Source organism: Faecalimonas canis (assembly GCF_054601575.1).
In genome coordinates this window covers 1-12889 of sequence record NZ_BAAHSI010000045.1, presented here as the reverse complement: position 1 = coordinate 12889, position 12889 = coordinate 1, and the positions used below count along the sequence as shown (strand labels likewise).

General features: G+C 37.0%; 15 protein-coding genes and 1 riboswitch. Of the genes, 13 read left to right on the top strand and 2 right to left on the bottom strand.

Going from position 1 to position 12889, the window contains the following annotated elements; all coding sequences use genetic code 11:
- Positions 1–84: 84 nt before the first annotated feature.
- From ACYPXO_RS10855 to ACYPXO_RS10835, 5 genes are read left to right on the top strand one after another with little or no spacing between them, the layout of a single operon-like run.
- Positions 85–963: a ComEC/Rec2 family competence protein gene (locus ACYPXO_RS10855; RefSeq protein ID WP_459640591.1), complete on the top strand. Its 879-nt coding sequence runs from the start codon at positions 85–87 to the stop codon at positions 961–963.
- Positions 964–980: 17 nt separating this feature from the next.
- Complete coding sequence (locus tag ACYPXO_RS10850) at positions 981–1736, top strand: VTC domain-containing protein (RefSeq protein ID WP_459640590.1); 756 nt, start codon at positions 981–983, stop codon at positions 1734–1736.
- Positions 1730–2398 (top strand): DUF4956 domain-containing protein, encoded by a 669-nt coding sequence (locus ACYPXO_RS10845; protein ID WP_459640589.1) that lies wholly within the window; start codon positions 1730–1732, stop codon positions 2396–2398. The genes ACYPXO_RS10850 and ACYPXO_RS10845 overlap by 7 nt, the downstream gene beginning before the upstream one ends.
- A 33-nt stretch (positions 2399–2431) precedes the next feature.
- The gene (locus ACYPXO_RS10840) at positions 2432–3007 is read left to right on the top strand and encodes an RNA polymerase sigma factor (RefSeq protein WP_459640588.1); all 576 of its coding nucleotides are present in this window, start codon (positions 2432–2434) and stop codon (positions 3005–3007) included.
- Entirely contained in the window at positions 3004–3921 is a 918-nt protein-coding gene (locus tag ACYPXO_RS10835; RefSeq protein ID WP_459640587.1) for an anti-sigma-I factor RsgI family protein, read from the top strand. The genes ACYPXO_RS10840 and ACYPXO_RS10835 overlap by 4 nt, the downstream gene beginning before the upstream one ends.
- A gap of 53 nt (positions 3922–3974) precedes the next feature.
- Here the strand turns inward: ACYPXO_RS10835 and ACYPXO_RS10830 are convergent, their stop codons facing one another.
- Positions 3975–4640, bottom strand: coding sequence for an energy-coupled thiamine transporter ThiT (locus tag ACYPXO_RS10830; protein WP_459640586.1), 666 nt, complete (start codon positions 4638–4640; stop codon positions 3975–3977).
- A 37-nt stretch (positions 4641–4677) separates the two neighbouring features.
- Positions 4678–4778, bottom strand: a riboswitch (TPP riboswitch).
- Between the two features lie 166 nt (positions 4779–4944).
- Between ACYPXO_RS10830 and nadA the strand changes: the two genes are divergently transcribed.
- Genes nadA through ACYPXO_RS10810 form a run of 4 tightly spaced genes read left to right on the top strand, consistent with a single transcriptional unit; the run spans position 4945 to position 8423 of the window.
- On the top strand, positions 4945–5850 hold the full coding sequence (gene nadA / locus ACYPXO_RS10825) for a quinolinate synthase NadA (RefSeq protein ID WP_459640585.1): 906 nt from the start codon (positions 4945–4947) through the stop codon (positions 5848–5850).
- A gap of 15 nt (positions 5851–5865) precedes the next feature.
- The gene (locus ACYPXO_RS10820; protein WP_459640584.1) at positions 5866–7029 is read left to right on the top strand and encodes an L-aspartate oxidase; all 1164 of its coding nucleotides are present in this window, start codon (positions 5866–5868) and stop codon (positions 7027–7029) included.
- Between the two features lie 13 nt (positions 7030–7042).
- The gene (gene nadC / locus ACYPXO_RS10815) at positions 7043–7897 is read left to right on the top strand and encodes a carboxylating nicotinate-nucleotide diphosphorylase (RefSeq protein WP_459640583.1); all 855 of its coding nucleotides are present in this window, start codon (positions 7043–7045) and stop codon (positions 7895–7897) included.
- A gap of 13 nt (positions 7898–7910) precedes the next feature.
- The gene (locus ACYPXO_RS10810) at positions 7911–8423 is read left to right on the top strand and encodes a 3H domain-containing protein (protein ID WP_459640582.1); all 513 of its coding nucleotides are present in this window, start codon (positions 7911–7913) and stop codon (positions 8421–8423) included.
- Between the two features lie 44 nt (positions 8424–8467).
- Here ACYPXO_RS10810 and ACYPXO_RS10805 read toward each other — a convergent pair whose 3' ends face one another.
- Positions 8468–8890, bottom strand: coding sequence for an Hsp20/alpha crystallin family protein (locus tag ACYPXO_RS10805; RefSeq protein ID WP_459640581.1), 423 nt, complete (start codon positions 8888–8890; stop codon positions 8468–8470).
- A gap of 199 nt (positions 8891–9089) precedes the next feature.
- Here ACYPXO_RS10805 and ACYPXO_RS10800 point away from each other — a divergent pair, with 199 nt between their 5' ends.
- Genes ACYPXO_RS10800 through ACYPXO_RS10785 form a run of 4 tightly spaced genes read left to right on the top strand, consistent with a single transcriptional unit; the run spans position 9090 to position 12834 of the window.
- Entirely contained in the window at positions 9090–9527 is a 438-nt protein-coding gene (locus tag ACYPXO_RS10800; RefSeq protein WP_459640580.1) for a MarR family winged helix-turn-helix transcriptional regulator, read from the top strand.
- Positions 9528–9534: 7 nt separating this feature from the next.
- A complete protein-coding gene (locus tag ACYPXO_RS10795; RefSeq protein ID WP_459640579.1) occupies positions 9535–10896 on the top strand; it encodes an MATE family efflux transporter in 1362 nt (453 codons plus the stop codon).
- 52 nt (positions 10897–10948) lie between these two features.
- A complete protein-coding gene (locus tag ACYPXO_RS10790) occupies positions 10949–11743 on the top strand; it encodes a ZIP family metal transporter (protein ID WP_459640578.1) in 795 nt (264 codons plus the stop codon).
- A gap of 50 nt (positions 11744–11793) precedes the next feature.
- Positions 11794–12834 carry an alcohol dehydrogenase gene (locus ACYPXO_RS10785; protein WP_459640577.1) on the top strand — a complete coding sequence of 347 codons (1041 nt, stop codon included), beginning with the start codon at positions 11794–11796 and terminating at the stop codon, positions 12832–12834.
- Positions 12835–12889: the final 55 nt, after the last annotated feature.

The following is a 12889-nucleotide window of genomic DNA, read 5'->3' as shown; positions in this document are numbered from 1 at the left end:
ATTGTCTATACTTAAATTTTTTTATTTTTTATGCAATAAAATTCCATCTTCAAGCATTGTTCTTATAGAAAAGGAGGAAGAGTGATGGAAAGAAGAAAAAAATGCGGAATATTTTTATTTTTGTTTCTACTGATTTTGGCAGGATTGTTAGCGGGGATATGGTGGAAACAGCAAGGGAAAGAAAACGAGAAAACACCTAGAAATGCACTCAAGGTAACGCTGTTTAAAGTAGGAAAGGCGGATGCGATTGTATTAGAGAAAGAAGGGTATACAATGGTCATTGATGCAGGCGAGGAAGAAGATGGAGAAGAAATCGCCACTTATATGAAAGAACAGGGCAAAGATACGGTGAATGATTTGATTATTACTCATTTTGATAAAGATCATGTGGGTGGGGCGGATACTCTTGTAGAAAGTCTGAAGGTACAGCGGGCGATTATTCCGAATTATCAGGGACAGACAGTGGAGTACAGTGATTTTATTAATGCATTAAAAGAGCATAAGGTAGAAACGAAAGCATTAAATGAAAATATGGAATTTACCGTACAGGATATAAATGTGTTGATTGAACCGCCATTATCATATGAACTTTCGGAAAATATTGTGGAGATGGACAATAATCTTTCCCTTATTACAACTGTTACCCACGGAAAGAACAGACTTGTATTTATGGGAGATGCAGAAAAACAGAGGATAAGACAATGGCTGGAAAGCGGAGTGGTAGGAAAATGTGATTTTCTCAAAGTGGCACATCATGGAGTGTATGAAACAGAACTGAAAAATCTTTTAAATGTACTTCAACCGGAGTGTGCGGCAATCTGTACATCACATAAAAATCCGGCGGATAAGGAAACTTTGGAAGAATTAAAAAAGAGAAATGTACGTTATTTTGAAACAAAGGATGGAAATATTACCGTGATCAGTGATGGACGGGATTTAGAACTACATCAGAAAGTAGAGTAGAAGAGAGGAGGGAGAATATGGCACAGACAGTATTTAATCGATATGAGAAAAAATATATTATGCCGGAGGAGATTTATGAGGAACTGCGGTATCGTTTGAAACCGTATATGGAAGAAGATAAATACGGGTTGCACACAATCTGTAACATTTATTATGATACTCCGGATGCACTGTTAATCAGACGCTCAATCGAAAAGCCGAAATATAAAGAGAAACTAAGGCTAAGAAGTTATGGTATTCCAAATTTAGAGTCAAAAGTATTTTTGGAAATTAAGAAAAAGTATCGGAAAGTTGTTAATAAAAGAAGGATAGAACTGACTTTACAGGAAGCATACGATTATGTGGAAAGAGGAATTCATCCCAATATGGAAGGACAGATTGTCAATGAGATAGATTTTTTCTTAAAACGGTATCCATTGGAGAAAAGCCTTTATCTTGCATATGACAGAATTGCATTGTTTGGTAAAGAAGATAGTCAGTTTCGCATTACATTTGACGAAAATATTCGCAGCAGAAGAAAATTTATGGGACTGGAAAATGGTGATAAGGGGGAATTGCTCCTGCCGAAAGGATACTATCTTATGGAAAGTAAAATTATGGGAGCAACACCTCTATGGTTTACGGAGATTTTATCAGAGTTGGATATTTATCCGACCTCTTTTTCTAAATATGGAAATATTTATAAAAAAGAGATGGGAGAGTTTCACTTTGAAGAAATGATGATACACAGAAATGAAAATTGGGATACATTAAGGAGGAGAGAAGTATGTTAAGTAGTATTTTTCATGTGGGAACATTTTCAATAGAATCGGTAGGTTTAGCAATGGTGACAGCATTGATACTCGGGATTGGAATTGCATTTTTATATAAGAGGGAGAGTTCATATATCAGTCATTTTACTGTTATACTGGCAGTTCTTCCATTGCTTGTACAGTCGGTTATTATGATTGTAAATGGAAATCTTGGAACATCGGTTGCAGTTCTTGGTGCGTTTGGGTTAGTAAGGTTTAGAAGTGCAACAGGGACGGCTAGGGAGATTGGATTTATCTTTTTCGCAATGGCAGTAGGTTTGGCAACAGGAATGGGATTTTTGACACTTGCAGTCGGAATTACCGTTTTTGTTGGAAGTGCGATTTTTATCTTGGAGAAGTTACATTTTGGAATACAGCCTTCAAAAGAAAGACAACTTCGTATTACAATTCCTGAAGATTTGGATTATACAGGTATTTTTGATGACTTGTTTATGGAGTATACAAAGAATTGTCGTTTGGAGAGGGTAAAAACAACAAATATGGGAACGATGTATGAGTTATCTTACAGGATTGAACTTCGTGATGCAGATAGGGAAAAAGAATTTATAGACGGACTTCGCTGCCGAAACGGTAATCTGTGTATTATTTCGGGACTTGTTCAAAGAGAAAAGAATGAGTTATAATAGAATGAAGAAAAAAGACTGAGGGGAATTGTTATGCTTATATTTGCCGATATTGCAGGTCAGGAACCGAGGCAGCAGGATACAATACAGATTGATGAAACTCTCTTTGAGAAAATCGGAGAGGGAGATAAAGATGCATTTTGTTGTTTGTACTGTCAGACAAAGAGTGTTGTGTATGCGTATTCTTTATCTATTTTACATAATCAAATGGATGCTGAGGATGCGATGCAGGAAACATATTTAAAAATTCGTGGGGCAGCACATTTGTATCAGCCGCAGGGAAAACCGTTAGGGTGGATTTTGACCATTACAAGAAATATATGTTTAATGAAATACAGACAACAAAAAAGACAGTTTTACTGTCCGGAGGAGGAATTAAAGGATGCCATTGACTTTGGACGGATTACGGATAGAGAAGACAGGATAGTATTGGAAACCGCATTTGAAGTTTTATCAAAAGAAGAGTGTCAGATTATTGTTCTACACGCGGTTTCGGGGATGAAACATAGGGAAATCAGTAGTTTATTAGATATTCCTGTATCTACGGTTTTGTCAAAATATAACAGAGGTCTGAAAAAATTACGTGGACAACTGGAGGGGAGAATATGAAAAAAGATATAGAACAACATATAAAGAATGCTTTTCAGGAATTGTCGCCAAATCGTGAGGAGGAGATATGGAACAGACCGGTAGAAAAAGCGAGGGGAAATGAATGGTATTTGGATGGTGTACCGATGAAAAAAACAGGGAAGAGAACGAATATGACTGTTTTATCATTGGTTGCAGCCTGTTTTCTACTTTGCACCGCCATTTATCTCTATAGAAATCTGTATGTACAGACAACGGTGTATTTGGATGTAAATCCGAGTGTAGAGTTGCAGACGAATACGAAACAAAAAGTTGTTAGGGCAGTGGCTCATAATAAAGACGGAGAAAAAATTTTGGCAGATATGGAACTGGAACATACGGATGTAGATGTCGCTTTAAATGCCATTTTAGGCTCTATGATAAAGCAAGGATATTTAAGTGAAACGAAACATATGATTTTATTATCGGTTGAAGGAAAAAATCAGGAAAAAGCGGACAAGATGTGTATGGAACTTGAAAAAGAAGTGGATAACTGTTTACGGTCGCTGTTGGGAAAAGGAAAAGTATATGCACAGAGTATCCAAAGCAACAGGGAGATTGAAGAGCAGGCAAAAAAATACGGAATAGGTCCCGGAAAAGTGATTTTTATTCAGGAAATATTGAAAGAAAATCCACAGTTGGATTTTGAAACACTTGCAAAAATGCCTATGAGTGAATTGGAAAAATATATCAATAGCGAAGATGATGATATAAAAGATGTGGATGATATAGAAAAAGAGGAAAATGACGAGCCAAAAGAAAATCCTCAGGAAAATATTGAGAATGAGTCGACGGAAATAGAGGAAGAACAAAAAGAAGAGATGAATGAAGATCCGGAAGAGGAAGAAGAGGGAAAAGAAGAAAGTTCCGAAGAAAGCGAGGAGGAAGAAGAATAGGATATAAAAAATACAAGTTCTAATTTTAGAACTTGTATTTTTTATACATATATTTATGATAAGGCGTTTCGTTTTACCTGTTCCAAAGCCTTTTTTACGGCAGGAATAGAAAGGATAAGAATTGTAATTAATCCTTCCGCCAAAATAAAACCGTAATTATAAATGAACGGATAGAGAGATGCTAAACTTTTTGGAAAGTTGTCAGGCATATAGTCCATCCAATATAAATATCCGCCGAGAACGTGGAAAGCACCGCGTCCGAGAATGGCGACGATATATCCTTTAATTAAGCCGTTCTTTTTGTGAGCGAAAAAACCTGCAAGACCAAGTGCAGCAAAAGCAAGAAGATAGTCACAGCATACTTGGAAAAATGAAAGGACGTAAGGTTCTTGTAAAAACTGCATAATACCGAAAACAAATCCAAGAAGCACACCTGATTTTGCTCCATACCAATAGCCGATAAGTACAATGAATAACATACTACAGGCTGTTACCGAGCCACCAAAAGGTAATTCAAATACTTTGAGGTAAGAAGTGACAAAAGCAAGTGCTAAAGCCATTGCACAGAAAACTAACTGTTTTGTGCTGAATTTCTTTTTGTCTGAAGCCTTTCCGGCTAAAATGAGTGCTGCTATCAGAACAACGATAGCGATAATGATAGTGACGGCATAACCTGTAGTGGTTAATCCACCGTCCTGATTGACGAGTAACTGAAACATAAAAATTCCTCCTTTTTGACGGAGAACAAGAATAGGTAAAGAAGTCCCAAAAGATTCCTACGTTGGCATTATCCAAATCAGGTATAAGGGTCGAAGCATAATCTTCCTCTCAGCCTTTCGGCTCCCCTTCTTGTTCTTCTTAAATATTTCCTGTTCAAATATAGCACGTAATGAAAATTGTGTCAATATTGCGCAAAATGATTAAAAAATAAGAGAGATAGAAAAGTTTTTTGTATAACAGGTGTCTTGTCACTTGTAAAGTGTAGTGCTATAATAGTGGAAGTTTAACAAGGGAGAGGAAAAAATGAATATTATTGAAAAAATTAAAAAGTTAAAAGAGGAAAAGAACGCAGTGATTTTAGCACATTATTATGTGTCGGATGAAGTGCAGGAAATAGCGGATTACATAGGAGATTCATTTTATCTGAGTAAGGTTGCCGTAGGATTGAAAGAGCAGACAATCGTATTTTGCGGAGTATCTTTTATGGGAGAAAGTGCTAAGATTTTAAATCCGGAAAAGACAGTTCTGATGCCGGATATGTCTGCAGACTGTGCAATGGCACATATGGCAGATGTGAATACCATTCAGAAAATGCGAGATACATATGATGATTTGGCGGTAGTATGTTATATCAATTCTACAGGGGAATTAAAACAGCATTCAGATGTGTGTGTAACGTCAGCAAACGCAGTACAAATCGTAAAGGCACTGCCAAATAAATATATTTTCTTTATTCCGGATCGAAATTTGGCAAGATATGTGGCGGAACAGGTTCCTGAAAAACAGTTTGTTTTTAATGAAGGTTATTGCCCGATTCATGAACAGGTCAGTTTGGAAGAAGTGAGGAGAGAAAAAGAATTACATCCAAATGCAGAGATATTAACTCATCCTGAATGTCCAAAAGCAATCTGTGATTTATCAGATTATATCGGAAGTACTTCAGGTATTATTTCCTATGTAGGAAAAAGTGAGAGTAAAGAATTTATTATCTGTACAGAAAATGGTGTCAGATATGAGTTGGAGAAACAAAATCCTGACAAGAAATTTTATTTTACAAAAACAGAACCGATTTGCCATGATATGAAAATGATTACATTGGAAAAAATTGCTCATGTTCTTGAAACAGGGGAAAATGAGGTGCAGGTAACAGATACGCTTAGAGAAGAATCGAAAAAGGCATTAGAGCGAATGCTGGAACTTGCGAAATAATGGGAGGAAAGAAAAATGGAGTTGAATGCGGATACGGTCATCGTTGGTACAGGCGTTGCGGGATTATTTTCCGCTTTGAATTTATCAAGAGAAAAAAAGATTATTATGATTACAAAGGCCGATATGGAGAGTAATGATTCCTTTTTAGCGCAGGGCGGAATATGTGTTATGCGAAATGAAGAGGATTATGATAGTTTTTTTGATGACACTATGAAGGCAGGACATTATGAAAATCGAGAAGAGTCTGTGGAGATTATGATTCGCAATTCCCGAGATGCAATTGAAGATTTGGTTGGATATGGTGTGGAATTTGAAAAGAGGGGTGGAGAGTTTGCTTATACGAGAGAGGGGGCTCATTCAAAACCTCGTATTCTGTATCATGCTGATATTACGGGGAAGGAAATTACAAGTAAATTATTAGAACAGGTAAAAAAACTTGAGAATGTTACAATATATGAATACACGACTATGACAGACATTATAGAGAAAGACGGAAAGTGCATCGGGATAGAAGCAGAAAATGAAGAGGGGCATTTGCGTATTTATGGGAAAAATACGATTTTGGCTACTGGGGGAATTGGAGGAAGGTATAAGCATTCCACGAATTTCCCACATTTAACGGGAGATGCTCTTGAGATTTCTAAGAAACATGGAATTCGTTTGGAACATTTGGATTATGTGCAGATACATCCGACAACATTATACTCAAAGAAAAAGGGAAGAAGATTTCTTATTTCAGAGTCTGTTCGTGGAGAGGGCGCTGTGCTGTATAATAAAAAAAGAGAAAGATTTGTGGATGAACTTCTGCCTAGAGATGTGGTGGCGAAGGCCATTCAGGAACAGATGAGGGAAGATGGGACAGAATATGTGTGGCTTTCAATGGAGCATATTCCAAAGGAAACGATTTTAAGTCATTTTCCAAATATTTATCAGAAATGCCTTGATGAAGGATACGATGTGACAAAAGAATGTATTCCGGTTGTTCCGGCACAACACTATTTTATGGGCGGCATTTGGGTGGACAGTGACAGTCAGACATCTATGCCAAATTTATACGCAGTTGGAGAAACAAGTTGTAACGGCGTACATGGAAAAAATAGATTAGCAAGTAATTCTCTGTTGGAGAGTGTTGTGTTTGCCAAGAGAGCGGCAAAAAAAATTGAGAGAGAATCAGTATAGAGGAGAGAAAAAGATGAATACAATTACAATGAATTTACAGGCAGACAAATTAATTCGCGAAGCGCTTTGCGAGGATATTTCAAGTGAAGATGTAACAACAAATTCTGTGATGAAAGAAGCGGTAACGGGAGAAGTTGATTTGCTATGTAAAGAAGACGGTGTGATTGCCGGATTAGAAGTATTTGAGAGGGTCTTCCATTTATTAGATGAAAATGTAAAAGTAGAATTTTACTGTAAAGATGGAGATAAGGTAAAAAACGGACAGTTAATGGCAAAAGTGACAGGAGATATTCGCGTACTTCTTTCCGGAGAACGTGTAGCGTTAAATTATTTACAGAGAATGAGCGGTATCGCTACATATACAAATTCTGTGGCTGCTCTTTTAGAAGGAACAAAGACAAAACTTCTTGATACAAGAAAGACAACACCGAATATGAGGATTTTTGAGAAATACGCCGTTCGTGTAGGAGGCGGATATAATCATCGTTATAATCTGTCTGACGGGGTTCTCTTAAAAGACAATCATATCGGTGCAGCGGGCAGTGTAACAAAAGCCATTGAAATGGCAAAAGAATATGCTCCATTTGTAAGAAAGATTGAGGTAGAAGTAGAAAATCTGGATATGGTAAAAGAAGCGGTGGAAGCAGGTGCGGATATTATTATGTTAGATAATATGTCACCGGAAGAAATGCAGGAAGCAATTAAAATCATTGACGGAAGAGCAGAAACGGAATGTTCGGGAAATGTAACAAAAGAAAATATAAGCCGTGTAACTGAGTTGGGCGTAGATTATATTTCAAGTGGGGCATTGACACATTCCGCACCGATTTTGGATATTTCCTTAAAAAATCTTCATGCAGTTTCTTAGTGAGGAGGAAACAATGACCGGTTCAGAGAGAAGAGAAGAAATTATCAGTCAGATACAGAATAGTACAACAGCAGTATCAGGCAAAGAACTTGCATCCATATATGATGTGAGCCGTCAGGTAATTGTACAGGACATTGCGTTAATTCGTGCAATGGGATATGACATTATTTCTACAAATAGAGGCTACATTCTAAATGCCCCAAAGTCAATCAGCAGGGTATTTAAAGTGCGTCATACAGATGAGCAGTTGGAAGAGGAACTGTGTACGGTTGTTGACAATGGCGGCTGCATAGATAATGTAATGATAAATCACAAAGTATATGGACATATGGAAGCGAATTTGCAGATTAATTCCAGAAGAAAAATAAAAGAATTTATGGATGATATTCATAATGGAAAATCTAGTCCGTTAAAAAATATTACTTCCGGCTACCATTATCATAAAGTAAGTGCGGATAGCATAGAAACGTTAGATATGATTGAAGAAGAATTGGATAGAAAAGGATTTTTAATTCAGGCGGGATAGAATAATAAAAAGGCGGAATTTTCCGCCTTTTATTATTTTATCTGCTATTCTATCGTAATGAGTTTTGGTTGTTCTGCTACCTGAGGGGTATCTTTTGGTACTTGTAATCGAAGAATTCCGTCTTTAAAGGCAGCCTTAATATCTTCCTGTGTTATCTGTTCTCCTACATAGAAACTTCTGTTACAACTTCCGGTATAACGTTCTTTGCGGATACAGTTTCCTTTAGCATCTTTTTCTTCGTTTGTCTGATTTGTTTCAGCAGTAATGGTCAGATAACCATTCTTTAAATCGGCTTTAATATCTTCTTTTGAAAATCCCGGCAGTTCCATTTCTATTAAATAATTTCCATCTTTTTCATGAATATCGGTCTTCATAATCTGTGAAGAGGCATTTTCAAAAGGACGAGTAAAGAACGGGTCTTTAAACATTTCGTCAAATAAATCATAATTTCTGTTTGCTAATAGCATAGGTCATACCTCCTTGAAAAATTGTTTGTTTTATTTGTTCTATATATTATATAACACTTAACGGTTATAATGTCAACACTATTTTTGAAAAAAATTGGAAAAATGTAAGTTGACAAAAATGGTGAAGAGTATATAATTAAATATGCATAAAGTTCTAAAAAAAACAATTTTAAAAGAAACTATTAAAGGAGTGAACGCCATGCAGCGTATAACAGATATACTCTTAATGATTAGAGGACTGGGCAAATTGAATGATAAATGTTTGGAATCGGTGAGAAAAGAGTATGGACTATCTCAAATAGAAGTCAACATTATGGGGTTTTTGCATAATAATCCGGAAAAAGATACGGCGGGAGATATTTCTTTCTGGCGTATGCTTCCGAAAGGCAATGTATCGCAAGGAGTGGAATCTCTTATTCAAAAAGGATTTTTAGAGCGTTTTCCCGATAAAGAAGACAGAAGGAAAATACATCTTTGCATTACTGACAAAGCAAATAATATGGTTCATGGTATTGACAGAGTAAGGGAAGAGTATGGTAATAAGATTTTTGACGGACTTTCAGAAGAAGAAATACAATTGTATTTTCGGATAAATGAAAAGATACTGGAAAATGTTTTTAAAGGTTTGGAGAGGTGATAAAAGGATGAAAGATAATAAAGATTTTTTGGGAAGAGAACCGGTTGGAAAGTTGTTATTGAAATTAGCGCTTCCTACGGTAACGGCACAAATTATTAATATGCTTTATAATATTGTCGATAGAATTTATATCGGACATATCAAAGATGTAGGAGCGTTAGCCTTGACAGGTGTGGGCGTATGTATGCCGTTAATTATGATTGTAGCTGCCTTTGCTGCGTTAATTAGTAATGGTGGCGCTCCGAGAGCGACTATTTTTATGGGAAAAGGCGATAGGAAATCAGCAGAAAAAACACTGGGTAACTGTTTTTCTTTACAGATTGTTATTTCCCTTTTATTAACAACGATACTTTTAGTATTTAACAGACAGTTTTTAATGGCGTTTGGTGCAAGTAAAAATACGATTGAGTACGGAGTAAGTTATATGAACATATACGCTGTTGGTACAATTTTTGTACAATTGACATTGGGGATGAATGCGTTTATTACTGCACAGGGATTTGCTAAAACAGGAATGCTTTCCGTTTTGATTGGAGCGGTTTCTAATATTATATTAGACCCTATTTTCATTTTTGGATTTAACTTGGGTGTCAGAGGAGCAGCGCTTGCAACTGTTCTTTCACAGGCGTTATCTTGTATTTGGGTATTATGGTTCTTATTTGGAAAGAAAACAAATTTAAAAATTAAAAAATGTTACATGAAATGGGAAAGAAAAATTGTTCTTCCAAGTTTGGCATTAGGACTTTCCGTATTTATTATGCAGGCAAGTGAAAGCGTAATTTCTGTATGTTTTAATTCTTCTTTGTTAAAATATGGTGGAGATATAGCAGTAGGCGCGATGACAATTTTAACAAGTGTAATGCAGTTTGCAATGCTTCCGCTTCAAGGGCTTGGTCAAGGGGCACAGCCTATTATCAGTTACAATTACGGTGCAAAAAATGTAAAACGTGTAAAAGAGGCGTATAAACTGTTACTAAAATCGAGTCTGAGTTATGCTGCATTGCTATGGGGAATGATTATGCTTTTTCCGCAAATGTTTGCGAAAATGTTCACATCTGATGCAGTGCTACTTGACTTTACAAGTACGGCGCTTCGAGTTTACTTAGGAGCATTGATTCTTTTTGGTATTCAAATGGCGTGTCAGATGACATTTAACTCGTTGGGAAATGCAAAGGCATCTATTGCAGTTGCAGTGATGAGAAAATTTGTTTTATTAATTCCGCTTATTTATATAATGCCTCATATTTTTACGTCAGATAAAACAGTGGCAGTTTATATGGCTGAACCGATAGCGGATGTATTCGCAGTGACGTTTACCGCAATTTTATTCGTCTTCCAATTTAAAAAGGCGTTGAAAGAAATTTCATAAAAGTGTCAAAAGAAAAATCCATTCATATATTACTAACGGAGGTGTGAGTAGTATGAGTGGAATTTTTTTAGCCTTTTTAGGAGGTTTAGTTACGCTGTCAGTTACAACTTTAGGGGCAGCGGGAATATTTTTTGTGAAAAATCAGATAAGTGAGAAATGCCAGAATGGATTTTTAGGGTTTGCGGGCGGAGTTATGATTGCAGCATCTGTGTGGTCATTACTTCTTCCGGGGATTGATTTTGCGGAGAAAAACGGACAGATTGGATGGCTTGTCATTACAGGCGGATTTCTTTTTGGTGTGATGATACTTTTGCTGGCAGATTTTTTACTTCAAAAATGGTATAAAAAGCAGAGAGAAAATCCTATTACGTTGAAGCAGAGTACATCCATGCTTGTTTTAGCGATTACCGTTCACAATATTCCGGAAGGAATGTCAGTCGGGCTTGCGTTTGCCTTGGCGGGACAGAACAGGGAGAATATCGCACTTATGTCAGGAGCGATTGCATTGACAATAGGGATTGCTATTCAAAATTTTCCGGAGGGGACGGCGGTTGCTCTTCCTCTTATGAAAGAAGGAATGTCGAAGAAAAAAGCGTTCTTAATAGGAAGTATGACGGCGGTTGTAGAGCCGGTTTTTGCTGTTTTGGCGGCGGCTTTTGCAAGTGTGACGCAGTCTGCTATTGCAATATTTTTGGCATTTGCGGCGGGAACAATGATTTATGTAGTCGTGGAGGAATTAATCCCTGAGGCTCATATGGGTGTGAACGGTGAGGAAGGAAAAGCGGGAACACTCGGATTTATTGTAGGATTTTTAGTAATGATGATATTAGATGTGGCGTTAGGATAGAAAAGACTTTATAATGTAGTTAAAGAAAAGTAAGGAAAGAAGGAAGTACAATGTTAGCATATGTCTATGAAGAACAGGGAAAATTTTGTATGGAGGATAGAGAAAAACCAAGGCTGATAAATGCAACGGATGCGATAGTCCGTGTTACTCTGTCAAGTATATGTTCAAGTGATATTCATATTAAGCATGGGGCGGTTCCAAGGGCGGTAAAAGGGATTACGATAGGACACGAGATGGTTGGTGTAGTGGAGGAAGTCGGCAGCGAAGTTACGAAAGTAAAAAAAGGTGACAGGGTAACAGTTAATGTGGAAACATTTTGTGGAAAATGCTATTTCTGTGAGAAAGGGTTTGTGAATAATTGTACGGATGAGCATGGAGGCTGGGCATTGGGATGCCGGATAGACGGAGGGCAGGCAGAATATGTCCGTGTACCTTTTGCAGAACAGGGGTTAAATAAAATTCCGGATTCTGTTACGGATGAAGAGGCGTTGTTTGTAGGTGATGTGCTGGCAACGGGATATTGGGCAACAAGGATTTCAGAAATAGAAGAAGAGGATACTGTTGTTATTATCGGAGGAGGACCTACCGGTATATGTACATTGCTTTGTGTGATGTTAAAACAACCGAAAAGAATTATTCTATGTGAAACAGATGATGAGAGAACAGAATTTATAAAAAAACATTATCCGGAAGTTATGGTTGTGAATCCGAAAGAAGTAGACGTAGAAGAATTTGTAAAGAGAAACAGTGACCACGGAGGCGCTGACAGAGTGTTGGAAGTAGCGGGCAGTTCTTCTACATTTGAGTTGGCATGGAAAATTGCAAGACCGAATACGGTTGTGACAGTTGTTGCTCTTTATGAAGAAACGCAAAAACTTCCGTTGCCTCAGATGTATGGAAAAAATTTGATTTTTAAAACAGGCGGGGTTGACGGTTGTGATTGTGATGCGATTTTGAAATTGATTGAGGAGAGAAAAATAGATACGACACCGCTAATTACACATACATTTCCGTTAAGTGAAATTGAAAAAGCATATGATTTATTTGAAAATAGAAAAGACGGGGTAATAAAAATAGCAATAAGACCGTAGAGATAAGTGGACTGTCGTAAAGATAGTCCATTTTTCTTGTATTAAGAAAACCACG

What these genes read in the sequence shown, in the direction of transcription:
- ACYPXO_RS10855 (WP_459640591.1), top strand. Translation starts at nt 85, where the DNA reads ATGGAAAGAAGAAAAAAATGCGGAATATTTTTATTTTTGTTTCTACTG.
- ACYPXO_RS10850 (WP_459640590.1), top strand. Translation starts at nt 981, where the DNA reads ATGGCACAGACAGTATTTAATCGATATGAGAAAAAATATATTATGCCG.
- ACYPXO_RS10845 (WP_459640589.1), top strand. Translation starts at nt 1,730, where the DNA reads ATGTTAAGTAGTATTTTTCATGTGGGAACATTTTCAATAGAATCGGTA.
- ACYPXO_RS10840 (WP_459640588.1), top strand. Translation starts at nt 2,432, where the DNA reads ATGCTTATATTTGCCGATATTGCAGGTCAGGAACCGAGGCAGCAGGAT.
- ACYPXO_RS10835 (WP_459640587.1), top strand. Translation starts at nt 3,004, where the DNA reads ATGAAAAAAGATATAGAACAACATATAAAGAATGCTTTTCAGGAATTG.
- ACYPXO_RS10830 (WP_459640586.1), bottom strand. Translation starts at nt 4,640, where the DNA reads ATGTTTCAGTTACTCGTCAATCAGGACGGTGGATTAACCACTACAGGT.
- nadA (WP_459640585.1), top strand. Translation starts at nt 4,945, where the DNA reads ATGAATATTATTGAAAAAATTAAAAAGTTAAAAGAGGAAAAGAACGCA.
- ACYPXO_RS10820 (WP_459640584.1), top strand. Translation starts at nt 5,866, where the DNA reads ATGGAGTTGAATGCGGATACGGTCATCGTTGGTACAGGCGTTGCGGGA.
- nadC (WP_459640583.1), top strand. Translation starts at nt 7,043, where the DNA reads ATGAATACAATTACAATGAATTTACAGGCAGACAAATTAATTCGCGAA.
- ACYPXO_RS10810 (WP_459640582.1), top strand. Translation starts at nt 7,911, where the DNA reads ATGACCGGTTCAGAGAGAAGAGAAGAAATTATCAGTCAGATACAGAAT.
- ACYPXO_RS10805 (WP_459640581.1), bottom strand. Translation starts at nt 8,890, where the DNA reads ATGCTATTAGCAAACAGAAATTATGATTTATTTGACGAAATGTTTAAA.
- ACYPXO_RS10800 (WP_459640580.1), top strand. Translation starts at nt 9,090, where the DNA reads ATGCAGCGTATAACAGATATACTCTTAATGATTAGAGGACTGGGCAAA.
- ACYPXO_RS10795 (WP_459640579.1), top strand. Translation starts at nt 9,535, where the DNA reads ATGAAAGATAATAAAGATTTTTTGGGAAGAGAACCGGTTGGAAAGTTG.
- ACYPXO_RS10790 (WP_459640578.1), top strand. Translation starts at nt 10,949, where the DNA reads ATGAGTGGAATTTTTTTAGCCTTTTTAGGAGGTTTAGTTACGCTGTCA.
- ACYPXO_RS10785 (WP_459640577.1), top strand. Translation starts at nt 11,794, where the DNA reads ATGTTAGCATATGTCTATGAAGAACAGGGAAAATTTTGTATGGAGGAT.